General features: G+C 47.0%; 23 protein-coding genes and 1 other RNA gene. 15 read left to right on the top strand and 9 right to left on the bottom strand.

All coding sequences use genetic code 11. From position 1 onward, the window contains the following. Nucleotides 1-79: 79 nt before the first annotated feature. Nucleotides 80-1,267, bottom strand: coding sequence for an MFS transporter (locus ACN6MW_RS01680; RefSeq protein ID WP_419873935.1), 1,188 nt, complete (start codon nucleotides 1,265-1,267; stop codon nucleotides 80-82). 133 nt (nucleotides 1,268-1,400) lie between these two features. On the opposite strand from ACN6MW_RS01680, the gene ACN6MW_RS01675 reads away from it, so the two are divergent. The 3 genes from ACN6MW_RS01675 to pfkA all read left to right on the top strand — a co-directional run bounded on the left by ACN6MW_RS01675 (nucleotide 1,401) and on the right by pfkA (nucleotide 3,824). Further along, nucleotides 1,401-1,718, top strand: a complete 318-nt coding sequence (locus tag ACN6MW_RS01675; protein ID WP_419873934.1) for a hypothetical protein — start codon at nucleotides 1,401-1,403, stop codon at nucleotides 1,716-1,718. Nucleotides 1,719-1,796: 78 nt separating this feature from the next. After that, nucleotides 1,797-2,825 (top strand): tetraprenyl-beta-curcumene synthase family protein, encoded by a 1,029-nt coding sequence (locus tag ACN6MW_RS01670; RefSeq protein WP_419876243.1) that lies wholly within the window; start codon nucleotides 1,797-1,799, stop codon nucleotides 2,823-2,825. A 30-nt stretch (nucleotides 2,826-2,855) separates the two neighbouring features. Then, nucleotides 2,856-3,824, top strand: a complete 969-nt coding sequence (gene pfkA / locus ACN6MW_RS01665; RefSeq protein ID WP_364149364.1) for a 6-phosphofructokinase — start codon at nucleotides 2,856-2,858, stop codon at nucleotides 3,822-3,824. Nucleotides 3,825-3,895: 71 nt separating this feature from the next. Here the strand turns inward: pfkA and ACN6MW_RS01660 are convergent, their stop codons facing one another. The 3 genes from ACN6MW_RS01660 to ACN6MW_RS01650 all read right to left on the bottom strand — a co-directional run bounded on the left by ACN6MW_RS01660 (nucleotide 3,896) and on the right by ACN6MW_RS01650 (nucleotide 6,483). Further along, nucleotides 3,896-5,092 (bottom strand): putative glycoside hydrolase, encoded by a 1,197-nt coding sequence (locus tag ACN6MW_RS01660; RefSeq protein WP_419873933.1) that lies wholly within the window; start codon nucleotides 5,090-5,092, stop codon nucleotides 3,896-3,898. 218 nt (nucleotides 5,093-5,310) lie between these two features. Further along, entirely contained in the window at nucleotides 5,311-5,505 is a 195-nt protein-coding gene (locus ACN6MW_RS01655; protein ID WP_308997402.1) for a hypothetical protein, read from the bottom strand. 138 nt (nucleotides 5,506-5,643) lie between these two features. Beyond that, on the bottom strand, nucleotides 5,644-6,483 hold the full coding sequence (locus ACN6MW_RS01650) for a YitT family protein (protein ID WP_419873932.1): 840 nt from the start codon (nucleotides 6,481-6,483) through the stop codon (nucleotides 5,644-5,646). A 155-nt stretch (nucleotides 6,484-6,638) separates the two neighbouring features. Between ACN6MW_RS01650 and ACN6MW_RS01645 the strand changes: the two genes are divergently transcribed. The 4 genes from ACN6MW_RS01645 (at nucleotide 6,639) to ACN6MW_RS01630 (ending at nucleotide 10,098) form a co-directional block, all read left to right on the top strand. Beyond that, nucleotides 6,639-8,240 carry a DEAD/DEAH box helicase gene (locus ACN6MW_RS01645; RefSeq protein ID WP_364149359.1) on the top strand — a complete coding sequence of 534 codons (1,602 nt, stop codon included), beginning with the start codon at nucleotides 6,639-6,641 and terminating at the stop codon, nucleotides 8,238-8,240. Nucleotides 8,241-8,589: 349 nt separating this feature from the next. Beyond that, nucleotides 8,590-9,366: a YesL family protein gene (locus ACN6MW_RS01640; RefSeq protein WP_364149357.1), complete on the top strand. Its 777-nt coding sequence runs from the start codon at nucleotides 8,590-8,592 to the stop codon at nucleotides 9,364-9,366. Nucleotides 9,367-9,413: 47 nt separating this feature from the next. Beyond that, a non-coding RNA gene (gene ssrS / locus ACN6MW_RS01635) (6S RNA) lies at nucleotides 9,414-9,596 on the top strand. A 112-nt stretch (nucleotides 9,597-9,708) separates the two neighbouring features. Then, nucleotides 9,709-10,098, top strand: a complete 390-nt coding sequence (locus ACN6MW_RS01630) for a DUF1499 domain-containing protein (RefSeq protein WP_419873931.1) — start codon at nucleotides 9,709-9,711, stop codon at nucleotides 10,096-10,098. A gap of 77 nt (nucleotides 10,099-10,175) precedes the next feature. Here the strand turns inward: ACN6MW_RS01630 and tpx are convergent, their stop codons facing one another. Continuing rightward, on the bottom strand, nucleotides 10,176-10,694 hold the full coding sequence (gene tpx, locus ACN6MW_RS01625) for a thiol peroxidase (RefSeq protein WP_419873930.1): 519 nt from the start codon (nucleotides 10,692-10,694) through the stop codon (nucleotides 10,176-10,178). A 100-nt stretch (nucleotides 10,695-10,794) separates the two neighbouring features. Between tpx and ACN6MW_RS01620 the strand changes: the two genes are divergently transcribed. Then, a complete protein-coding gene (locus ACN6MW_RS01620; RefSeq protein WP_419873929.1) occupies nucleotides 10,795-11,442 on the top strand; it encodes a rhomboid family intramembrane serine protease in 648 nt (215 codons plus the stop codon). Between the two features lie 34 nt (nucleotides 11,443-11,476). Further along, nucleotides 11,477-12,373 (top strand): LysR family transcriptional regulator, encoded by an 897-nt coding sequence (locus ACN6MW_RS01615; RefSeq protein WP_419873928.1) that lies wholly within the window; start codon nucleotides 11,477-11,479, stop codon nucleotides 12,371-12,373. Between the two features lie 81 nt (nucleotides 12,374-12,454). Here the strand turns inward: ACN6MW_RS01615 and ACN6MW_RS01610 are convergent, their stop codons facing one another. After that, nucleotides 12,455-13,135, bottom strand: a complete 681-nt coding sequence (locus tag ACN6MW_RS01610) for a zinc metallopeptidase (protein ID WP_364149349.1) — start codon at nucleotides 13,133-13,135, stop codon at nucleotides 12,455-12,457. A 36-nt stretch (nucleotides 13,136-13,171) separates the two neighbouring features. After that, on the bottom strand, nucleotides 13,172-13,597 hold the full coding sequence (locus tag ACN6MW_RS01605; RefSeq protein WP_364149348.1) for a MerR family transcriptional regulator: 426 nt from the start codon (nucleotides 13,595-13,597) through the stop codon (nucleotides 13,172-13,174). Between the two features lie 519 nt (nucleotides 13,598-14,116). Between ACN6MW_RS01605 and ACN6MW_RS01600 the strand changes: the two genes are divergently transcribed. Genes ACN6MW_RS01600 through ACN6MW_RS01590 form a run of 3 tightly spaced genes read left to right on the top strand, consistent with a single transcriptional unit; the run spans nucleotide 14,117 to nucleotide 17,338 of the window. Beyond that, on the top strand, nucleotides 14,117-15,481 hold the full coding sequence (locus tag ACN6MW_RS01600) for an ammonium transporter (protein WP_364149346.1): 1,365 nt from the start codon (nucleotides 14,117-14,119) through the stop codon (nucleotides 15,479-15,481). Between the two features lie 42 nt (nucleotides 15,482-15,523). Then, on the top strand, nucleotides 15,524-16,591 hold the full coding sequence (locus ACN6MW_RS01595; protein WP_419873927.1) for a DUF294 nucleotidyltransferase-like domain-containing protein: 1,068 nt from the start codon (nucleotides 15,524-15,526) through the stop codon (nucleotides 16,589-16,591). Between the two features lie 12 nt (nucleotides 16,592-16,603). Further along, nucleotides 16,604-17,338 (top strand): 3'-5' exonuclease, encoded by a 735-nt coding sequence (locus ACN6MW_RS01590; RefSeq protein WP_364149343.1) that lies wholly within the window; start codon nucleotides 16,604-16,606, stop codon nucleotides 17,336-17,338. Here the strand turns inward: ACN6MW_RS01590 and ACN6MW_RS01585 are convergent. Continuing rightward, nucleotides 17,324-17,770, bottom strand: a complete 447-nt coding sequence (locus tag ACN6MW_RS01585) for a Mov34/MPN/PAD-1 family protein (RefSeq protein WP_419873926.1) — start codon at nucleotides 17,768-17,770, stop codon at nucleotides 17,324-17,326. The genes ACN6MW_RS01590 and ACN6MW_RS01585 overlap by 15 nt on opposite strands. 243 nt (nucleotides 17,771-18,013) lie before the next feature. Between ACN6MW_RS01585 and ACN6MW_RS01580 the strand changes: the two genes are divergently transcribed. Then, complete coding sequence (locus ACN6MW_RS01580) at nucleotides 18,014-18,553, top strand: TlpA family protein disulfide reductase (RefSeq protein WP_364149340.1); 540 nt, start codon at nucleotides 18,014-18,016, stop codon at nucleotides 18,551-18,553. A gap of 111 nt (nucleotides 18,554-18,664) precedes the next feature. On the opposite strand, the gene cimA is transcribed toward ACN6MW_RS01580, so the two are convergent. Beyond that, nucleotides 18,665-20,281 carry a citramalate synthase gene (gene cimA / locus ACN6MW_RS01575; protein ID WP_419873925.1) on the bottom strand — a complete coding sequence of 539 codons (1,617 nt, stop codon included), beginning with the start codon at nucleotides 20,279-20,281 and terminating at the stop codon, nucleotides 18,665-18,667. A gap of 202 nt (nucleotides 20,282-20,483) precedes the next feature. On the opposite strand from cimA, the gene ACN6MW_RS01570 reads away from it, so the two are divergent. Continuing rightward, the gene (locus ACN6MW_RS01570) at nucleotides 20,484-21,770 is read left to right on the top strand and encodes a DNA polymerase IV (protein WP_419873924.1); all 1,287 of its coding nucleotides are present in this window, start codon (nucleotides 20,484-20,486) and stop codon (nucleotides 21,768-21,770) included. 62 nt (nucleotides 21,771-21,832) lie between these two features. Further along, entirely contained in the window at nucleotides 21,833-22,069 is a 237-nt protein-coding gene (locus ACN6MW_RS01565; RefSeq protein ID WP_056627358.1) for a ferredoxin, read from the top strand. Nucleotides 22,070-22,151: the final 82 nt, after the last annotated feature.

Genomic DNA, 22,151 nt, shown 5'->3' with positions numbered 1-22,151 from the left:
TCATTCCACGATAGAAAGGGCTGCTCTTAGCGTGTGGTATTCGACGCTAAGAGCAGCCCTTTTGTTGTTTCTTGTTTTATTACCGTTCTGTCCGGCCGAAGTAGTATCTGGCAAGGAAAGCTGCGGCAGCCGCAATGGCAAAGCCGGCACCCATCTTGAAAAATACCTCGCGTCCGAAATGCTCGTATATAAAACCGCCGAACATCCCGCTGATTACGCCTGCCAGGCCGGTCCAGATAACGGCATATACTGCCTGGCCGGACGCACGGTACTCATCGGGAATGAGCCTTGAAAGATAACGGAGCGCCGTAGAGAAGTAAATGCCGAACGAAATGCTGTGCATCGCCTGCGTCGCGATCACCCAGCGCGGATCCTGTATATCGCTGAGCAGCCACAATCTTACGGCATACATAATAGAAGCAATCATCAGCAAAGGAAGCTCTTTGAATTTATGGCCGTATTTGCCGAGCAGGAACAAAATCGGGATTTCGCTCAAAGCGGAAACGAGCCAAGCAAGACCGACAAGAGAATCGCTGGCCCCCATTTGACGCATCGTTACCGCTAGAAAACCTTCATACATCCGGTGGGGGATGGAGATGGTCAGGATAATTAAAAAAAACAGCAGCACGTCGCGTTGGCGTAAAAGCTTGAAAAAACCGGAAAAATCGATTTTACGCGCGCTTCCTTGATAATCCCTGATTCGGGTCGTTAAAATCAGCGTAACGGCAATCGTGGTTAGAGCAAGCGGCAAAGTCCAGGTGGAGCCGATTTCTTTCAATATAAGTCCGAAGGTGAATGCGGTTACCGCAAAGCCAAGCGAGCCGAAAATCCGGATGAGGGCATAGGGCGTTCCCGTATATTGACTGGATAACAACAGCAGGCTGTCGCTTAATGGGTTGATGGGCGTTTGAAAAAAATAAAAGCCCATCATAACGACACAGACCAGCGCAAAATTTTCTATTGGAAATAACAGCGATATCATGACGAGCTGTCCGAATAACAATAGCATAAGCAGTTTTTTAATCGTTCGGTATTTATCGCTGGCGAGACCGAGGATGATATTTGCAAAAATCGATATGAAGGGCCCGGTTGAATAAATAATGCCAATTTGCTGCTCCGAAAAACCTCTGTCCAGAAAGTAAAGCGGTATAAAGGCAACGACCATCGCAGCTGTCGAGTAGGCGGAGAAACTGAATATTCGGAGCGAAAGCGTCTCCTTGCGGGCTGTCGATGAGCGCTCTATCGTGACTCTATCGGGCGTATCCATTTTTGAAAGCTCACTCCATCTCTGTCTTAAACAATATGGATACCAGTATAGCATGGATTAGGAAACGGACCAATGAGATTTGAAGCTGGATTATTATGTCCTGAGATGTTACATTTAGAGGTGGAGGTTTACAATGAATGCTTTTCGTTTTGACTGGAATGAAAGGCTTCGGATCCATATTCCCGTGTTGGATATGGAATGGGAGCATTATGCAGTGAATGTTCAGCTTGAAATCGTCGAACGATGGGAATGGATACGCGGGACGATCCCAGACCGGGTATTGGAATTTGAACAGCTCATCAATAAAAAGCAGGCGGAGCTGTTTGAAGAAGAGAGCTTTGAGCAATCCTGTATACTAAACTATGAAATTGCCGATTATGCAAGTAGGATTAACGATCTTCACATCTGGTCCCGCATCGACCAGCAATTGGAATCGCGCCGACATTCCTGAACATGTTTGGAGGAAACGTGCATCGTGAGATTGACGACTTTAACAGGCAATCGGGTGCCTCAAAGCCCGCTTAAACTCATGCATCGCGTTTATAAGTATGTATTGCCGGAAGTAGAGAAGGAGCTTGTTAAGCTTCGGCTGATGGCGCAGCGGATACCGGATCAAGAGCTGCGGAATCAAGCGCTCAGCAGCATGGACAGCAAGAAATTCCACTGCCAAGGCGGCAGTGTTTACGCGGCTGCGAGCCTTGAGCACAGACATGTGCTCATCCCGTTAATTGTCGCTTTGCAGACGATTAGCGACTATTTGGACAATTTATGCGACCGCAGCACTTCGCTCGACCCCGATGATTTCCGATTATTGCATCAATCCATGCTTGATGCCGTTAATCCCGAAGCGCAGCTTCAGGATTATTATGCTTTGCGCAGCGAGAAGGAAGACGGAGGTTATTTGCATCATCTCGTGCGAATTTGCCAATTGCAAGTCGCACTATTGCCTTCGTACGGAAGCGTTCAGCAGCAAGTAACCGAACTGGTAACCTTATATGGGGATTTGCAGGTGTACAAGCATATACGCAAGGATTTACGCGAGGAGCATTTACTTGCATGGTGGTCACGGCATTGCAGTGATTATCCGAATTTGCAGTGGAACGAATTTGCGGCGGCGGCGGGTTCGACGCTCGGCATGTTTATGCTTTTTCTAGCCGCCACTGAGGACCGGCTGTCCAAAGAGGACGCAGCCGCTATCCGGAATATTTATTTTCCTCATGTATGCGGTCTTCATATATTGCTCGATTATTTAATTGATCAGGCAGAGGACCAAGCAGGCGGAGACCTTAACTTTTGCAATTACTACGATAATGAAGGTCTGCTTGTTGAGCGCCTCGGCACCATAGTGAACCGGGCGCGTGAGGATGTGAAACAGCTTCCCGCATCGCGTTTTCATCGTTTGATTATTGAGGGGCTTTTAGCCTTGTATTTGTCAGACCCGAAGGTTCGCCATCAGGCGGATGTTAGAGATGTGTCGAGGAGGCTAATGAAGAACAGTCCGCTAACGCGTATGTTTTTCCTTATAAATAGCATCTGGATTCGCAAACAACAGGCTTAACTATAAATTAACAATGTGGAGGAATGAACCATGTCTGCAGTCAAATCAATCGCGGTACTGACAAGCGGAGGAGATTCGCAAGGAATGAACGCAGCCGTTCGCGCTGTGGTAAGAAGTGCTTTATTTCACGGACTAGATGTTTACGGTGTTCAACGCGGTTATCAGGGGCTTATTAACGATGACCTTCGGCAAATGGACTTACGGAGCGTCGGCGATATCATTCAACGCGGCGGCACGATTTTGCAAACCGCAAGATGCAAGGAGTTTATGACGGCGGAAGGCCAGCAGCGCGGGGCGGAAGTACTCCGTTCAAGAGGCATTGACGGCTTGGTCGTTATCGGCGGAGACGGCTCATACCAAGGCGCTAACAAGCTGAGCAAGCTGGGCATTAAGACGATGGGGCTTCCGGGAACCATCGATAACGATATTCCGTTTACCGATATTACTATTGGCTTTGACACTGCGGTAAGTATCGTTGTCGATGCCATCAACAAAATTCGCGATACGATGTCCTCGCATGAGCGTTCGTCGATCGTTGAGGTTATGGGCCGCCATTGCGGCGATATCGCGCTTCATGCGGGTCTTGCAAGCGGCGCGGAAACGATTCTCGTGCCGGAGGTTCCTTTTGAGCTGACAGAGGTTGCGGAGCGTATGAAAAATAATTTTGCCAAAGGGAAGCGCCATAGTATTATTGTCGTGGCAGAAGGCGCAGGAAAAGGCGAGGAAGTCGCGCAGCAAATTACAGCTAACAGCGGCATTGAGCCCCGTGTAACTGTACTTGGCCATATTCAGCGCGGTGGTACGCCAACCGCAATCGATCGCATTTTGGCAAGCCGTCTTGGTGATTTTGCGGTCAGACAGCTAATGGCCGGCGATTCAGGTAAAGCCTGCGGCGTGATTCGCGGAGAACTTGTAACGACAGACATTGACACGGTCGTAAATTCGAAGAAGCCGTTTGACATGGGCATGTATGAGCTTGCTCTTCGCCTATCTCAATAAAGCACGGCCGAATGAAAAAAAAGTCCACCTCGCTGTCTCGGCGATGGTGGACTTTTTTTCATTTGGCCAGGTTACTTGTATGCAACATTTGGTGAATATTTGTTTCCGGCATTCCATAGCAAGTACTCGTTAATGCCCGTATCTTTCAATGCTTTAATTTGAGCTTCGACCTCGGCTTTTCCGTATTTCATGTAATGGCCGCTGCCGAGCCAGCTTGCTGTAAAATCCTGAATCCATGGCCGTATAATCGGCTTTAGATCTTGGGTTGGATCCAGTTTTTTGTGGGTGTCGAGCATAGCTCCTTTAATGGTTTCATAAGGACTGCGGTCAGGATCCTTCTGTTTGAACCATCCCGTGCTGTAATGGCTTGGATACACCATGGGTGAGATAACATGAACATCGTTGGATATTTTCACGAAATCCTGTCCGATTCCTTCGGCGGCCGGCACCGATGCGGCGTAGCCGAAAATATCGACCGAAACTCTGACGCCAAGCGGCTCCAGCTGTTCGCGCGCGTATTTAACAAAACCGGCCACCGTATCAACGCGACTTAGCTCCGATTTGTTAAAGGTGAGCGATGCGGCTTTGTTCTCGAAGCCCTCAGGGAAACGGACATAGTCGAACTGAATTTCTTTGAAGCCAAGCTTTGCCGCTTCCTTCGCGACAGCGATGTTATAATCCCATACTTCCTTGCGGTAAGGATTGACGAAGCTTTCGCCGCGTGCATTTTTCCAGATCGTACCGTCCTGGTGAAGGAAGGAGAGCTGAGGCTGCTTGCGGGCGAGTACGGTATCCTTGAACACGACAATTCTTGCGATCGGATAAATGTTATGTTTTTTTAACGTTTGCATGAGTCCATTGATGTCTCGGATGTATTTCTTGGATGCGCCAACCTCTTGCAGTTCGGGCGTAGACGTCGGATAGGTTATGTACCCGTTATCATCTTTAATATCAATGACCATGCTGTTCAGTTCGGTAGCGTCAAGCAGTTTTAACAAAGTCTCCATGCGAGCCCCGCCGGCGCTATGCGCTGTGACGTAAATTCCTTTTATCGGCGGCGTGTCGGGCTGAGGATCTTTTTTTACGGTTGCCGGGTCCGAAGCGTCGGAAATTTTTTCCCCATTCGCTGTTGAATCCGGTTGTATGATCGTTTGACCAGCGGCGGAATTTAAGTAGGCAATTGCAAGCTGCTTCGCTGCGGCGCTAGGTTCTCCGCTTCCAGTGAGCAAGCTGTACAGCAGCAGCAATGAAGAAATGATGATGTCCATTTTGCTCTCTCCCCGTTAGCTATTCTGATCAAATTATAAATCAGGTTATAGGGCTGGGTCATTAACTTTTTTGAATTCTAATGAAAGTATATGTATTTTAAATGCATATAGGCTTCGTTTTCTTTAGAAAAATAGCACTCGAAACGGAGGGGAAACAAACAAAAAGCCAGCCGAGTTTGTCTCGGCTGGCGCATTAATAATCCGTGTGTCCCGCATTGTCATTGTAACAAAGCTTCTCTCTGCTGGTTGCAAATACTGTGCTGAACAATTTCCATCGCGTCAGCGGGCTCAAGTAAGGAAAGTCCGTCACGCAGCACAATGCTGATGTCCATTTCGCGTTTCGTAAGAAAAGGACTAAGCTCTGGGGCAAGCTTCTCTACAATTTGAGACAATTTGACCGTTTCCATATCCATTGAGCATCACCCTTTCATATCTAATGGTTAGGGGAAATCATATGGCAAGAAACCTAAGGTACGGGATACAAACATTATATCAGGATCATTTTCAAAAACATAGGGATACTGTGGAAAATCCATTCTTGCGTAGATGATTTAGTCTTTTGGCCTGGAAAAATCGCCGATGACTCCCACTGTCTCTACAATGTTAATGAAAGCATGCGGGTCAATCGAGGTGACGGTCTTGCTAAGCTCGGCTAATTCATACTTCGTTCTGACCGTCATCAGCATATCGCGCTCGGTAAATGAAAAGGCGCCTCGGGTTTTAATGATTGTAATGCCGCGTGGATGAGAGAGCAGCTTGAGCAGCAGCTCATCGGTCTTCGTCGTGATGATGAAAGCCGTTAACTTAATATGCCTCACATGTATGAGATCTACTACCTTGCCGGCAGAAAAAATCGACAACAGCGAGTAAAGGGCGGAATCCCAATTTTTCGTAAAAAACACCAATATCGCAATGACTGCGCCGTTTAATATGAAAATAATCATCCCAACCGGCAAATCTCGTTTTCGCGTAACGATGGAAGCAATGATATCGAAGCCGCCTGAGGATCCCCCGTAGCGAAGCGTCAGTCCGCTGCCGAAGCCGATGATAATTCCTCCGAATACGGCGCCAAGCACGATGTCGTCAGCTATTTTCATAACCGGTATAAGCTGCAGAAATAATGTCGATGCGATAACGGTATAGACGCTCCACATAATAAACCGATGGCCCACCGCATACCAACCCCAGATCAGAACAGGCAAATTGAGGATTAAAAATAACCAGCCGATGTTCCCGCCGGTAATATACCCGATCATCATGGATATTCCTGAAATGCCGCCGCTTAGCAGCTGGTGCGGGATAAGAAAAAGATTGAAGCCGATTGCGATGAGAAAGGCGCCGACCGTCATAATCGGCACGGTAATTAGGTAGCGCAGGGAATGGGGATTCATTACGATCGCTCCAATGTAATTGACGTGTTTAATTTGTACATATTGCCATGCTTAGTATGGCTTTATTTGCTTTACTGGTATTCACGATTGATTGTGTGCTATAATGATTTGGATATTCTTAAGTAGGCTGCAGATAAAAGGAGTTTGAGAAAAGTTTGAAAACATTTGCTGAATTTGGCTTGGAACCAAAAGTGTTGCAAGCAATTACCGAACTTGGATTCGAGGAATCTACCCCGATTCAAGACAAAGCGATCCCTATTGCTATGGCTGGGCAAGATCTTATTGGCCAAGCACAAACGGGTACAGGAAAGACAGCGGCATTCGGAATTCCGCTCATTAACAAAATTCCGACAAGCGAGGAACGCATTGTCGCATTAATAATGACGCCAACCCGTGAACTCGCTATTCAAGTGGCTGACGAGATCGGGAAGTTAACCCGATACAAAGGTCTCCGCTCGTTGCCGATTTACGGTGGACAAGAAATTGGTCGTCAAATCCGTGCATTGAAAAAGAAGCCTCAAATTATTATCGGTACGCCAGGACGTTTGCTCGATCACATCAACCGTAAGACCATTCGTCTTGAAGATGTACAAACCGTCATTTTGGATGAAGCAGATGAAATGCTCGATATGGGCTTCATGGAAGACATTCAATCCATCTTGAAGCAAGTACCGGATGAGCGCCACACGATGCTGTTCTCTGCAACAATGCCGACAAACATTCAGAAACTTGCTCAACAATTTCTGAAAAACCCAGAGCATGTTTCCGTAATTCCTAAACAAATTACGGCTCCGCTTATCGAGCAATCTTACATCGAAGTGCATGAACGTCAAAAGTTCGAAGCACTTAGCCGTTTGCTTGATATGGAATCCCCTGAGCTAGCTATTATTTTCGGCCGTACTAAACGCCGGGTTGACGAGCTAAGCGAAGCGCTCCAAAAACGCGGATACACTGCTGATGGCTTGCACGGCGACTTGTCTCAGAACCAACGGGACAGCGTAATGCGCAAATTCCGCGACGGAAGCATTGATGTATTGGTAGCGACTGACGTTGCTGCTCGCGGACTCGATGTCTCGGGCGTAACGCATGTTATCAACTTTGACCTTCCGCAGGACCCTGAGAGCTACGTTCACCGTATCGGCCGTACAGGCCGCGCGGGCAAAGAAGGTACAGCTTGGTCATTCGTTACTCCTCGTGAGACGGATCACCTGCACTTCATCGAGAAAGTAACCCGCCAGAAAATGAACCGCAAGCCGCTACCAAGCATTGCGGAAGCAATTGAAGGCAAGCAACGCGTTACGGCTGAACGTCTTCTTGAAGTCGTTCAAAACGATGAATTCTCTGAGTACAAAGCGATTTCGATTCAATTGCTTGAGCAATATGACTCCGTGCATTTGCTTTCCGCAGCGATCAAATTGCTGACTGGCGAGAAGAAAAACGTTGAAATCGAATTGACACCGGAAGATCCGCTTCGCGCGAAAAAACGCAAGCCGGATATTCGTTCCAATGGTCGTCCATTCAACCGCAGCGGATCGTCTTCTTCATACGGCGGCAATCGCAGCGGCAGCACAAGCGGCGGCGGATACCGTGGACGCGATGACAGACGCAGCAGCGGCAGCAGCACAGGCGGCAGCTCGCGCGGCGGTTACGAAACACGCGGCGGCAGCAGCGGCGGTTACGCTGGCAAGAGAAGCAGCGAAGGACGTCCTGAGAACCGTCGTCCAAAAAGCTCGACCGACAGCTTTTCAAACAACTAATCGTTAACCATATATTTTCGAAAAAACCGAGGAAGTCCGTGATCCCTAACGGGCATCCGGACGTCCTCGGTTCTTTTATTGTTCTTCTATAGTTTGGATTAGTACGAAACGCATTGACTAACGATAACAAGAAGAAAAAACAAAACGAGAATGAAACCTGCAAAGGTGGATAAACCGCAATCTGCGTTTTTCGTAAAGCAGACGCCTCATGAACTTTAAATGGCGTTTGGGCATATATCCTATGCGGTTAGGTTTCAACCGTGCAGATGATAGCCTGGCAGGCCTGAGGTTCGTTCCCTATGTTAGGTAGTTTGGTGGGAGTAATCTTACTTTTCTGGAGGCAGATCCTATGGAACCAAGAGGGCTAATGGGTGGTTTTTACCGAATTTCCGAATGGATCATGAGGTTATCGGTTATTAATGTATTGTGGCTAGTATGTTCAATTCCATTCGTGTTCTTCGCATGGGGCTTGCTTTTGTCACAGGATCCAAATCAAGTGTATTCTGCTCTCATCGCAATGGCGGTCGTAGCTCCGTTTACTTTATTTCCTGCAACAGCAGCCATGTTTGCGGTTGCTCGTAAATGGGTAATGGGCGAGGCGGACGTAGCGTTATTCAAAACGTTCTTCCGCGGCTACAAGGAAAATTATAAACAAAGTATGCTTGGCGGTATTATTTACACGATATTGCTGGCAATTATGATTGTTGACTTTATTGTTTATCGTGAACAATTGAACTTGCTGTCATACATCTTTATAGCGTTTCTTGTGCTGTTAATCGTATCGCTATTTAATTTTTTCTCGATGCTTGTCCATTATCATATGAAAACGTTTCAATTGCTGAAAAATGCTGTTCTCATCACGATCGGCAAACCTTTCCGCTCGCTGTCTACAGCTATCATGAGCGGTGCGGTTATCTATTTCAGCACAAGGTTTACGTTTCTCATTCCGTTCTTCATGGGAAGCATCATTGCTTACCTAGCATTTTGGAACTTTCATTTGATTTACCAAAAGCTTCAGGATCAAGCGGAAAAAGCGCGGTTGGCAGAGGAAGAAGAGGCGGAGAAGGCTGCAGAGCTTGACCGAATTGATCTTGTTAAGGATGATTCGACCGGCACCAGTAAATAACAGCTGATCAAAGTTTACTTTTTCTTTTGTTCGGTCTATAATAGCAATACCTCCTGCGATGCTCGTTACGGCTTTACGCTGTTTTGAACCAATGGCTGTTTCACGGGAGACCAAAATCGAAACGTAGCTGACATGCCCCCGAAAGGGGATCTCAAAAGCGGTTCTGCGGTCACCCACCTGCGTAAGCGGGTTCAGAAACATGTGAGTCGGACGGCATAGGCGGGTTCCATTTTCAAATAAAGAGCATTTGCTGGTTAAATCCAGCAATAGCTCTTTTTTCATTGGACAAATCATGGTATCATATAGAGTATTGTACATAGATGCCGGAGGGGGAGATCGTTGTTGTTGAAGCGGACCTTGATCGGGCTGCTGCGTAGTCATGAACAGACTGGTGACAGAGCTAAGGATCCAATGCTCAAATCTCATTTCTACAAGCTGTCGAAAGATAAGGCTTGGGATGAAGTGATATCGACTCTTAAGAAAATGCAAGGTTATAAGGTGCTGCACGAAGTGCAATCCGTTGGGGAAATTGTTCTCGAGAAGCGCACGGCCTTTGGCAGGACGATGGACATTACCGTTTCCGTTATTAGCGTAAACCCGCTGCAATCGGCTGTCGATATTTATTCAGCCTCCCGCGGTTCACTAGGGGATCTTGGCTCCAATTACAGAGTCATTCTGGATCTGTACCGTACACTTGATAAGAAGCTTGCTGCATTCAAAGTTAATAATTAATACATAAACAAAGCGAGGAAGGGTATCCTTCACTCGCTTTGTTTGCAATCATTACGAAAAAAATGGAGTTGTCGTTCTTATACGAGCGCTTTGACTGCGTTGATCGCTTGCTCGTAATTCGGATGCTCCGTCATTTCAGGCAGATATTCCACATATTGAATAGTATCGTTAGCATCGAGCACGAAGATCGAGCGTTGGTCTAAACCGAGCTCTTTGATGTATACGCCGTATGACTCGCCAAAGCTGTGTGCTTTGTAGTCAGAAAGCAATACAACTTTATCGATTCCTGCCGCGCCGCACCAGCGTGCTTGCGCGAAGGGGAGATCTACGCTAACGGTTAATACGACGACGTTGTCGCCAAGCGAACCGGCAGCTTCATTGAAACGACGCGTTTGCGCGTCGCAAACGCCCGTGTCGATAGATGGCACAACGCTGATTAGTTTAATTTTACCGGAGTAGTCCTTGAGAGAAACATTCTCGACAAGCGATTTGTTAAGGTTGAAATCAGGAGCTTTATCTCCTACTTTCAATTCAGGCCCTACCAAAGTGATCGGATTGCCCTTGAAAGTAGCGGCTCCATTACGTTCTTGTGACATTCGAATAATTCCTCCTCTAAATTGTATGGTGAATACCTGATTAATTATAATCGTTATGAAACGGCCTTGTCCAATTGTTGGATAGAAAAGGGATGATCCTATGATCTTCATTCGTTATGAAAGCTTTCGCTCGTACTTAAAGCTTTATCCCGTAACGTCCGTCTTAATTGCATTAAACATCGTATATTTCATTATAATCGCCTGGAATGGCGATCCTAATAATGCTTACGATGCTTCTAAATTCGGTGCCTTCGTAACGGATTCCGGGAACAATCCGTTTGGGATGCAGCAGCCATGGCGGTATATTACATCTATTTTTATGCATTCCGGAATAGAGCATTTACTGTACAACATGTTTGCTTTGCTTGTATTCGCGCCGCCGCTGGAGCATTTGTTAGGACATGTCCGATATTTGTTTTTTTATTTGTTGTGCGGGATCGGGGGCAATGCAATGAGTGCCTTTGTCAACGTGGTGGAAGGTGATCTATACAGCCATGTAGGTGTAGGAGCCTCAGGGGCAATTTATGGCGTCTATGGCGCGTTTCTATTCATATCCTTATTCCGAAAACAGCAGCTGGATGAGGGCTCGCGTAAAACGGTATATGCCATATTGATATTTGGCGTTATCTATTCTTTCCTTGTGCCAAGTATTGATCTATGGGCACATATAGGGGGTGCTCTAACCGGCTTTCTGCTTTATAATGTGTTTGACCGAATAAGAACACGAAAAAAACAGCGCCTATCATGAAAACTATGTATGTACGGGAGAGAAACTAACCGGTATGGAACTTCGTCAGCTTCATTATTTTGTAAAGGTAGCAAAAAAAGAGCATGTTACGCAAGCAGCGGAAGAATTGCATGTAGCGCAATCGGCGGTCAGCCGGCAGATCCATCAGCTCGAAGAAGAGCTTGGCGTCAAATTATTTGTTCAAAAGGGCAGGAACCTCCAACTCACGCCAGTCGGCCAGCTTTTCCTGAAGCGCGCTGAAGTCATTCTGACTGACCTTGAGCGCGCTGTTGTTGAAATACATGAGTTTCTCGATCCGGAGAAAGGCGAAATCAGACTGGGCTTTCCCCACAGCCTAGGGATTTCATTAATACCGCAAGTAGTTGCGGCTTTTCGCAAACTGCATCCGAATGTAAAATTTAGATTTAAGCAGGGGATGTATCCCTCGCTCATTCGCGATATGGTCAAAGGTGAGATCGATTTGGCATTTATATCTCCATTTCCGAATGAACATGAATTCGTTTGCGGAGAGGTACTGCTAACTGAGGAATTGTATGCTATTCTGCCTCCGGGACACCATTTGTCCGACAGGGAAGCGATTGAGCTGAAGGAGCTGGAGCATGAAACCTTCGTACTGTTTAGCGAAGGCTACTCACTGAGGCCGATCGTTTGGGATGCATGCCAGGAAGCCGGCTTCAAGCCTAGAATTGGATTCGAAGGAGAAGAGACGGATACGATTAGGGGCTTGGTTGCCGCGGGCATGGGCGTAAGTTTACTGCCTGAAATGGCCCTCCATTATACAGGGCCCTTGCAGCCGACAAAGGTTCGTGTAACCCAGCCGCAAGTGACGCGTACAATCGGGCTTATACGGCGCTCGAATGAGACGCTTCCGTTAGTCGCGAAGGTGTTCCACGGCTTCCTGCTTCGTTATTTTCATAATACGATCGAATAATTTGATAATTGAAATAGAAAAGGAGCTGTTCCGCTCGGTCTTTGCAGACTGATCGGGGACAGCTCCTTTTGTGTACGGTTGTTATTCCTGTCGGCTGCCGCCGACAAAGATTAAGATGTATCTGACAAGCTCTAACAAGGATAGGAGCGCTGCTGCTACATAAGTTAATGCTGCTGCGTTAAGCACCTTCGCGACTCCGCGTTCTTCGTCGTTGGTGATGAAGCCTTCGGAAATCATGATATCTCTGGCGCGATTGCTGGCATTGAACTCGACGGGAAGCGTAATGACCTGAAATGCAACCGCGACCGAGAAGAAAATAATGCCGAGTCCGATCAAATTCAATGCCGAGAAAAGAATGCCGGCAATAAAAAGGAAAGGAGCAACGCCGGATGCGAAATTCACGATTGGAAAGATACGGTGGCGCAAGACAAGCATCGGATAATGTTCGGCATGTTGTATGGCGTGACCGACCTCGTGACAGGCGACGGAGACAGCTGAGATTGAATTTTCGTAGTATACCGGCTCAGACAGCCGGACAACGCGATGAATCGGATCGTAATGATCGGTGAGCGTGCCGCGCACCGGCTCGATAGGCACATCATGCAGACCGCTTGAGTCGAGCATGCGCCTCGCTGCCTGGTAACCGGTTAAACCGCTATTCGCGTGTACCGAAGTCCATTTTTTGAATGTTCCTTTAACCCGGAATTGAGCCCAAATCGTTAAAATAAAAGCGAGTATGATTAAAATGTAGATAAAAGTCATTGAGTCATCCCTCCATTTAAGTGATGAGATTCTCCGCTACATGAGAGAGCTTTTGTTGATCAGAAGCATAAGTGCCTCGATACAAGCGGCGGTTTGAGGCATGAGCCGCGTGTAAAGGTGGTTCGCTTGCCGCGGCTTGAGATTCTTTATGACAGGCTCAAGCTCCTTCACTTCGCGTTCCAGCTGGCTTATATGATGCTGCAAATCCGTTAGCTTGCGAGATACCTGCTCCTCTGGCGTGATCTTTTTCCAGCTTTCAATGGTGGCTTTAATCTCATCTAATGTATATTTATCTTTTTTCATCTGTTCAATACGTTCCAAGCGCTGCAAGGTTTCGTCTGAATAGAGGCGATAGTTTTTGGCGGAACGCTCAGCAGGCTCTATTAGACCAATTGAAGTATAATAATCAATCGTTCTTGGACTGATATGCGCCAGCTTCGATAGTTCTCCGATTCGATACATTTTAAAATCCTCCATTCGTTAAAAATGCATGTAATTTCACTAATCCATAATTATCTTCTATTATAGTACATTTTACTAACGCCATCTTATGGAAACGGGCTAACCGTTGTACCTCTAATGATAATAGGAAAGTAACCATACAGTCAAACGTGTTACATGGCTATTCGACAAATGCCCGTATCTGCGGTTTATGCGAAGGAAGAGTATATTTTCTTCTTCTATATAACACTTGGAATGGTGACATGAATCAGAAGAAAGCCATATAGGAGGAAAATTGATTCCTTGAAATAGGAATCAATGCCTACAAAAAGTGAAAATGCGAAGAATAAACAGGCCCAATGGGTAATTTAGGGAACGATTTGTTCAAAAACTTAACGTTCGTGTTAGATTTTATGCCGAACGTTTGATTTTTTTTGTAAAATTAGATAAAACGTATTGTCAAATTGAGCACTACTGACTATAATGACATTAAGTCTTTCCTCTCATGTAAGGAAACATAACACTTAGGGAGTGGTCGTAATGATTAAGAAAACATTATTAGCTTTAGGAATCTTCACCTTATTGTTTCCGGTAATGGCGTTTGCTGAGGATCCTTCCGCCGCAACGTTGAACATGGGTTTAAACTCACTATGGGTTATGCTCTCATTTATTCTCGTTCTCCTTATGCAAGGCGGGTTCATACTTCTTGAAACAGGCTCGACACGGATGAAAAACGCAGGCCATGTTGCCGGCAAAACGATTTTCACAACTGGCTTAGCTGCACTTATTTATTGGGCATTCGGTTACGGCATTACTTTTGGCGGCGACAGCGGCATTAATGCACTAATCGGTTGGGGCAGTTTCTTCTTTGATCCTTCCATTACTGCAGGTGAAGGTGAAAATTATCCAAGCACGGTGTTCTTCTTGTTCCAACTAGCATTTGCGGCAGTATCGCTTTCTATCGCATGGGGCGGTTTCGCAGAAAGAGCTAAGCTATCCTCATACATCGTATTTACATTATTTTTCACTGCGATTATTTACCCGGTAGTAGCTCACTGGATCTGGGGCGGCGGCTGGCTTGCTGAAGACGGAGCACAAGATTTCGCGGGCTCCACGGTTGTTCACTTAACGGGCGCGTTGGCTGCATTCGCAGCGACAGTATTACTGAAACCGCGTATCGGTAAATTCAATAAAGACGGCTCGGCAAACGAAATTTTGGGTCATAACCAAGTTTTCACTGCGCTTTCCGTTTTGCTTTTATGGGTAGGTTGGTTTGGATTTAACGCAGGTAGCACAGTAGCTATCGGTGACGGATTCTTCGGATACGTAGCATTTAACACGATGCTCGGAGCAGGCGCGGGCGGCGTGGCAGCACTTCTTATTTCATGGGCTGTTACAGGTAAAGCGGATATTACATCGATGCTGAACGGTACTCTTGCAGGTCTTGTTGCGATAACAGCATCTTGCGCATACGTTGCTCCTTGGGCTGCGGTAGTTATCGGTCTGGTTGCCGGCGTACTTGTTTTCTACAGCGTGAAGTTCTTCGAGAAAATTAAAGTCGACGATCCGATTTATGCTTTGTCCGTTCACGGTGCAGCCGGTGTGTGGGGTACGCTTGCCAACGGTATCTTCGCTACACAAGAGCTTGCTGATAAAGTCGGCGTAGGTACTGGCGGCTTGATCGACACTGGCAGCTGGAAGCAGCTGTGGGTTCAATTTGAATCTGTTGTCGTTGTTGGTGCTTTCGTGCTTGCGGCATCATTCCTGATCCTTGGTGTAATGAAGCTGATCATGGGCTTCCGCGTTACGGAAGAGCAAGAAATCATTGGTCTTGACCTAAGTGAGCATGGGGCTTATGGTTATCCTGAGCAAATGAAAAAAACAGGTCAAAACTTTCAAGGATAATCCAATAACCATGATGGACTGACCGAAGGGAGAGGGCATCGCATGAGTGATCCGGTGCGAGTGCAGCTGCTCAAGCAGATTGGTTCAGCCGATCATGCGGAAGGGCTGCGAAACTTGCGGGATCAGATACACGAGCATATGGAAGCTCTTCTCCCCACGCGTCCCGTCGAACAATTTTACGAACAATTGAATGAGGTGCACGATGCGGTAATACAACGCTCGATTGTCCTCGCAGAAGCGGAAATGGCACGGATGGGGAAGGGTTTTCCCCCCGTGCCTTACGCGTATTTATTGTTCGGGAGCGGCGGTCGGAAAGAGCAGACTTTGTCGAGCGATCAAGACAGCGGAATTGTCTATCGGGATCCAGTGGCTGATTCAGCAGAAGTGAAGAGTTATTTTAAAGAGCTTAGCGAGATCATTGTTCAAAATCTTCAACAAACGGGTTACCCCCCGTGCGAGGGGAATGTGCTTAGCAGCAACCAGGATTGGTGTTTATCGCTCTCCGAATGGGGCAGCAAGCTGGATCATTGGTTTGAAGAACCGGCATGGGAGTCTGTTCGATATTTGCTTATCATTGCAGATGGCCGCGGCGTATATGGGGACTTTGGGCTGGTTGAAGAACTCAAGGACTTGTATTTTACCGATATGCTGAACCATCCAATCATTTTGAAGCGAATGTTAGACAATACTTTGCGGCATAAAGTACTCCTTGGCTTTTTTGGCCAGCTTCTTAAGGAGCAATATGGCGTAGATGCAGGAAGCCTTGATATCAAATACGGCGCTTATATTCCAATGGTCAATTCAATAAGGCTTTTATCCATTCAGGTAGGTATCCGTGAAACAGCAACCTTAGAGAGAATCAAAAAGCTGGTGCAAGCCGGAAGGATGTCTGAAAAGGACGCTGCGATTTACGGCCAGGCTTTTCGGTTACTTCTGAGGCTCCGATTAATGACAACCGAACAGAAATCGGACGGGTTATATGCGAATAATGGCAAGATATCGGGCCGTAAATTGACCAAGGAAATGACTGATGAATTAAAGAGTAGCTTGCGCCTGGGCAAGAAACTGCAAAGAGCGGTTTTTAAGCAAACAATGGGCAGGCTTACTTAAGGCGGTGGGGAAATGAAGGAGCAAAAAGGCGTCGGTCGCATGTGGCACCTATACAAAATGGGAGGATTTACGCCTGCCATCGCTTCTATGCTAGGCTCGCAAAATGCCCAGCAAATGGCGTTTATTCGTAATGTCAATAAAGAACAGCGTAAGCAATCCATGTTTGACATGCCGCTTAAAGAGCTCGAGGTCATCGTATTCGATCTGGAGACAACGGGCTTCTATCCGAATAACGGCGATGAAATCATTTCGTTTGGAGCCGTATTGCTGCGAGGCGGCGAAATCGTGGAGAACGAAACGTTCTACAGCCTCGTGAATCCTAAACGTAAAATTCCGAAAGCCATTGTGGAACTGACGGGCATAACAAATGAAATGGTGCAGGATGCTCCGGACTTAATGCAGGTGCTTCACGATTTTATGGAGTTTGTCGGCAGGAGGCTGCTTGTCGCCCACGCTTCAGGTCACGACAAGCAGTTTTTAAACGCGGCATTATGGAGAACCTCTAAAATTAATTTAAACCACCGTGTGCTCGATACGATGATGGTAGCAAAGTGGTTGGAGCCGAACCTGGAAGGATACAGCTTGGATGAATTGCTGATAAGTTGCTGTATTCCGATCACGGAACGGCATCATGCGCTGCAGGATTCAATTATGACGGCCAAGTTATGGCAAAACTACCTAGCCCGCATACTGGAGAGAAATATTACGACGCTGGGTGATTTGTACGCTTATCTAAGTAAGCACTAGCTCCATTGGAATGAATGCCCCTTCTGAACGGCGATAGGGCTGTACGTGAGGCGTTTCGCTGCTGCGTAATGAGACAATCCAATAGGATAACTCTGACGCCGGCAGAAAGCCTTCAGAATCGCTAGAAGATGGTATGGCTTCCGTACGCGGATGGGAATGAAACAAGCCGACAAGCTTTTGTCGGTTTTTTTGCATGGCGTAATAAGCGGAAGTCCATTCAGCCGGGTCAAAGGTAAATGAATGAGTCGGATCGATATGCTTATTGGTAATCGGAATGACCGTATCAATAATGTAAGGGTTTTCGTCACGCAATGCGTCTTCACTGCTTGCTAAGATTCCGCAGGCCTCCATAGGCAAAGCGTTTTTACAAATTCCGATTAGCAAATCATATGCGTCTTTTGTAATTATGCTTTTCGTTTGCTGCGCTTCCATATTTACGCCTCCTTGTCATTCCTATAAATGAAGTATAACGAAATTGGTCCTAGAGCGCTAATGCCGATGTAATGTGTATGAATGATCCGTCAATAACCGATAATAGGACAAGCACAAAAGGCAGCATACCGTTAAACGTGACGTTTTTATGGCTAATATGCCTCGTGCCTTGAGCTTCGATACGGTGCATGATACCATGGAGCCATACAAGTAAATGACATTGCGAGAGAAGGAAGGTACGTCATGAAACGTGTTATTGCTCTTTTTACTATTGCGCTGCTTTTTGCGGGATTAGCTGTATTCCAATATAAAAATGATGAAACGGGCTCCGTTACGCTTGCGGCACCGGCAGGGGATTTCAAACCGAAAGCAGGATACGAAGCTTCAGCTTTCAAGCTGCCTGCCCTTGACGAGCAGTCTTACGAAGTCGGAGGGCAGCAGGGCAAGCTTACCTTCGTTAATTTTTGGGCATCCTGGTGCGGGCCTTGTGAGCTTGAAGCTCCCGACCTGCAGCGCTTGCATGAAGAATACGGTGACGCCATTCAGCTGTACGGCGTTAACGCGACCAAATACGATAAAGAGCGGGCTGCCAGGGAATTTGTGAATGAGCATGAGTTTACATTCCCGATATTGATGGACCGGGTGGGAGAAGTCACAAAGCAGTATAAGGTCGATACGTTCCCGACAACCTTCCTTATTGACGGTGAAGGCGTGATAAGGGAGCGAATTAACGGGGTCATTACTTATGAAGAATGGCAGCGGTTGATTGAAAAGTGGATGTAACCGATCGTAAACGGGCGGCTGCAGCATTCCTAAGGCGTGAAACGTTATAAAATCATATAAATAAAGGGTTGGCGGACTATCACTTGGTGATGTCCCGCCAACCCTTTTTTATTAATGATTTACAAGCCCGATGCGGTCAAGCGGATCGGTATGCGCGTTATCGACCTTAACCATGTTTAACAGCGCGTAACGGATGCTGTCGACGAGTGCTTCCCAGCTGGCTTCGATGACGTTGTTGGAAACGCCCACTGTGCTCCATGTGTTATCAAGTCCCGTTGATTCGATAAGAACGCGAACCTTAGCAGCTGTAGCGTCCTTCTCGTCGATGACGCGAACTTTATAGTCGGATAGGTGTATGCTTTCAATCTTGGGATAAAACTGCACCAGCGCCTTGCGCAGGGCGTTATCGAGGGCATTAACGGGACCATTGCCTTCAGCGGCTGTATAAACCTGCTGTCCGCCAACGTTAATTTTGACGATAGCCTCGGAAATCATTTGACCGTTTGTTTTTTCAACCAGCATTTTGAACGATTCAACCTTGAAAACTTCCTTAACCTCACCGCCGAATGCTTCGCGAAGCAGGAGTTCTAGAGAAGCGTCTGCGCCCTCGAATTGGTAGCCTTGATGTTCCAAGTCTTTGATTTGATCCATAATGAGCTTCGTTTTATCGTTATTTGCGTTAACGTCAAGACCGAGCTCTTTGGCCTTGGAAATAATATTGCTTTGTCCCGCGAGCTCAGAGACAAGAATGCGCTGCTTGTTGCCGACAAGCTCAGGCTGGATGTGCTCATAGGTTTTGGAGTCCTTCATAATGGCGGAAACATGGATGCCGCCTTTATGCGCGAAGGCTGCATTGCCGACATAAGCTTGGCCAACAGGCATATGGACATTAGCGATTTCGCTAACATACCGTGCCGTGCTGGTGAGAACGCGAAGCTTCTCTTCGGGCAATACATCGTAGTTCATTTTAATTTGCAGATTCGGTATGATCGAGCAAAGATTTGCATTGCCGCAGCGTTCGCCGTAGCCATTGATCGTGCCCTGCACCTGACGCGCGCCGGCTTGAACTGCTGCAAGGGAGTTAGCGACAGCCAGCTCGCAATCGTTATGCGTATGAATACCGATCGGCGTGATTAGTTCTTGTCTGACGCGGGTTACGATTTCATGAATTTCACCCGGAAGCGTACCGCCGTTCGTATCACAGAGGACGAGCCAGTTCGCTCCGGCTTCTTGCGCTTTCTTCAAAACGGACAGGGCGTATTCCGGATTGTTCTTGTAGCCGTCAAAAAAATGCTCGGCATCGAACAAGGCTTCCATCCCGTTTTGCTTTAAAAAAGCGACCGAATCATAAATCATCGAAAGATTTTCTTCTAACGTCGTTTGCAGGGCCGTATGTACGTGAAAGTCCCATGACTTGCCTACAAGCGTAGCTGCCGGAACCCCCGATTCGGCGATGCGGACGAGGCTTGCATCCTGCTCAGCCAAACTGTTCTTGCGGCGTGTGCTGCCGAATGCGGTGATTTTGGCGTTAAGGTTGAAAGCTTTGATCCGTTGGAAAAACTCGATATCCTTGCTGTTGCTTCCTGGATTGCCGCCTTCAATATAATGAACGCCCAACGCGTCGAGCTTCTGGGCGATTTTTAATTTGTCATCCGCTGACAGGCTGATGCCTTCTCCTTGAGTACCGTCACGCAGCGTCGTATCAAATATGGAAATGTTGGTTGTCATTAACGGGACGCCTCCTTTATAGATTGCCTTTTCAAATCATAATTTACTATTATAACACTTGTCTTCTCGAAAGTAGAGGGGAAAAAAGTAATTTTTGCGAAGGGACCAGCCGTCGTTGACTTGACCCTATTAGAATTGTATGCTTGGGTGGATCAAACTTATGTTCGCTTATTGCTTACATTAGGCGGTGTTTAACTCGATTATGACTAACACAAATGAACATTATCCGGCTAAAGGCCGCGTAATTATCCATTTAGATATGAATGCATTTTATTGCTCCGTCCATGAGGCCGAAGAGCCCGAGAAATACAAAAATAAGCCAACGGCGGTATCCGGCAGCGTAGAGCAGCGAAAGGGTATACTAGTAACCTGCTCGTATGCGGCAAGGAGCAGGGGAATCAAAACGGGAATGACGGTGAGACAGGCACTTCAGCTGTGTCCTGAGCTTATATTAATAAAGCCTGATTTTACGCTTTACCGTAAATACTCCCAGGGATTTATGGCCATCGCCAGGCAGTACACGCCCCTTGTGGAAGCGGTATCGATCGATGAGTGCTATATGGATATTACGGGATCCAAAATGTTTGGCACGCCGCTGGAAATCGCATCCTCCCTCCAGAAGCGCATCCAGTCGGAATGGACGCTTCCGTGCTCGATCGGTTTGGCTCCGAACAAGCTGCTTGCGAAGATGGCGTCGGATATGAAGAAGCCAAACGGTCTGACCGTTTTACGGATTCGAGACGTTAAACATGTTCTATGGGATAAATCCTGCGATACGCTGTTCGGTATAGGGAAAAAAACGGCTGAAAAGCTCGCGAAATTCAACATACGGACGATTGGGCAGCTGGCCGCTGCCGATGAATACATGCTGAATAAACATTTTGGCGTCACAGGCTCGTGGATGAAATCCGCTGCTCACGGCATTGACCACGGCGAGGTTAATCCGAACAGGGAGCGGAACAAATCGATCGGACATACCACGACGCTTCCTCATGATTTGACCGCACGCGAGGACGTATTCAGGGTGCTGCTCAATTTAGCCGATCAGACGGGAAGAAGGCTTCGAAGGCAGAAGCTGGTTGCAACAACGGTTCAAATTACGATCCGCAAGCCGGACATGACTACGATTACCCGTTCTCATACGCTGACAGCCCCGACACAGGAAGCGGATGTGTTTTACAGGGAAGCCTGCAGGCTGTTTGAGAAGCATTGGAAAATCGGCGAGCCGATTCGTCTGCTGGGCATCACGCTTCAAAATCTCACGCCGCTGGACGATACGGCCCTGCAGCTTGATTTGTTCAGCTACGAGCAGCAGCCTCGAAAAGAAGCGTTAACCAAAGCGATGGATCGGCTCCGCGACAAGTACGGAGAGGACGCAGTACTGACCGCCGGAATGCTTGGCGACGACCCTTCAACCTTAATTAGGAATAAACGAATTCGCGGCACATCCTTGCAAAAGGATGATAGTTTGTTATATATTGATGAATGAAGCTTGACTGTTCAGAGACGAGATTATTCCGTATATTTATTTTTATTTGGGAGGGAATTTCCATGGGTAAGTTTACTTGGGTTGAAAAAGATACGTGCATCGCTTGTGGAGCTTGCGGAGCAACCGCTCCTGACATTTATGACTACGATGATGAAGGCCTTGCGGAAGTTATTTATAAAGCGGACGGAAACAAAGGCAATACTGAGATTCCGGAAGATTTGTTTGATGATTTGCAGGATGCGGCTGACGGCTGTCCAACAGATTCCATCAAGATTGCAGATGTTCCATTTAATTACTAAATCAGTAACCGGAGAAAAGCTCTTCTCGCATGCTCTCGCTGCGATGGGGAGCTTTTTTTTTGCTTCATGCGCGCATAGAAAT

The organism is Pristimantibacillus sp. PTI5 (assembly GCF_048572955.1).
Classification (GTDB): Bacteria; Bacillota; Bacilli; order Paenibacillales; family Paenibacillaceae; genus Pristimantibacillus.
The sequence above is the reverse complement of the archived record's forward strand: the minus strand, read 5'-3'. Positions and strand labels throughout refer to the sequence as shown.

Excerpts from the sequence above, each read along its gene's own strand:
- ACN6MW_RS01680 (WP_419873935.1), bottom strand. The coding sequence starts at position 1,267 with ATGGATACGCCCGATAGAGTCACGATAGAGCGCTCATCGACAGCCCGC.
- ACN6MW_RS01675 (WP_419873934.1), top strand. The coding sequence starts at position 1,401 with ATGAATGCTTTTCGTTTTGACTGGAATGAAAGGCTTCGGATCCATATT.
- ACN6MW_RS01670 (WP_419876243.1), top strand. The coding sequence starts at position 1,797 with ATGCATCGCGTTTATAAGTATGTATTGCCGGAAGTAGAGAAGGAGCTT.
- pfkA (WP_364149364.1), top strand. The coding sequence starts at position 2,856 with ATGTCTGCAGTCAAATCAATCGCGGTACTGACAAGCGGAGGAGATTCG.
- ACN6MW_RS01660 (WP_419873933.1), bottom strand. The coding sequence starts at position 5,092 with ATGGACATCATCATTTCTTCATTGCTGCTGCTGTACAGCTTGCTCACT.
- ACN6MW_RS01655 (WP_308997402.1), bottom strand. The coding sequence starts at position 5,505 with ATGGATATGGAAACGGTCAAATTGTCTCAAATTGTAGAGAAGCTTGCC.
- ACN6MW_RS01650 (WP_419873932.1), bottom strand. The coding sequence starts at position 6,483 with ATGAATCCCCATTCCCTGCGCTACCTAATTACCGTGCCGATTATGACG.
- ACN6MW_RS01640 (WP_364149357.1), top strand. The coding sequence starts at position 8,590 with ATGGAACCAAGAGGGCTAATGGGTGGTTTTTACCGAATTTCCGAATGG.
- tpx (WP_419873930.1), bottom strand. The coding sequence starts at position 10,694 with ATGTCACAAGAACGTAATGGAGCCGCTACTTTCAAGGGCAATCCGATC.
- ACN6MW_RS01620 (WP_419873929.1), top strand. The coding sequence starts at position 10,795 with ATGATCTTCATTCGTTATGAAAGCTTTCGCTCGTACTTAAAGCTTTAT.
- ACN6MW_RS01615 (WP_419873928.1), top strand. The coding sequence starts at position 11,477 with ATGGAACTTCGTCAGCTTCATTATTTTGTAAAGGTAGCAAAAAAAGAG.
- ACN6MW_RS01610 (WP_364149349.1), bottom strand. The coding sequence starts at position 13,135 with ATGACTTTTATCTACATTTTAATCATACTCGCTTTTATTTTAACGATT.
- ACN6MW_RS01605 (WP_364149348.1), bottom strand. The coding sequence starts at position 13,597 with ATGTATCGAATCGGAGAACTATCGAAGCTGGCGCATATCAGTCCAAGA.
- ACN6MW_RS01600 (WP_364149346.1), top strand. The coding sequence starts at position 14,117 with ATGATTAAGAAAACATTATTAGCTTTAGGAATCTTCACCTTATTGTTT.
- ACN6MW_RS01595 (WP_419873927.1), top strand. The coding sequence starts at position 15,524 with ATGAGTGATCCGGTGCGAGTGCAGCTGCTCAAGCAGATTGGTTCAGCC.
- ACN6MW_RS01590 (WP_364149343.1), top strand. The coding sequence starts at position 16,604 with ATGAAGGAGCAAAAAGGCGTCGGTCGCATGTGGCACCTATACAAAATG.
- ACN6MW_RS01585 (WP_419873926.1), bottom strand. The coding sequence starts at position 17,770 with ATGGAAGCGCAGCAAACGAAAAGCATAATTACAAAAGACGCATATGAT.
- ACN6MW_RS01580 (WP_364149340.1), top strand. The coding sequence starts at position 18,014 with ATGAAACGTGTTATTGCTCTTTTTACTATTGCGCTGCTTTTTGCGGGA.
- cimA (WP_419873925.1), bottom strand. The coding sequence starts at position 20,281 with ATGACAACCAACATTTCCATATTTGATACGACGCTGCGTGACGGTACT.
- ACN6MW_RS01570 (WP_419873924.1), top strand. The coding sequence starts at position 20,484 with ATGACTAACACAAATGAACATTATCCGGCTAAAGGCCGCGTAATTATC.
- ACN6MW_RS01565 (WP_056627358.1), top strand. The coding sequence starts at position 21,833 with ATGGGTAAGTTTACTTGGGTTGAAAAAGATACGTGCATCGCTTGTGGA.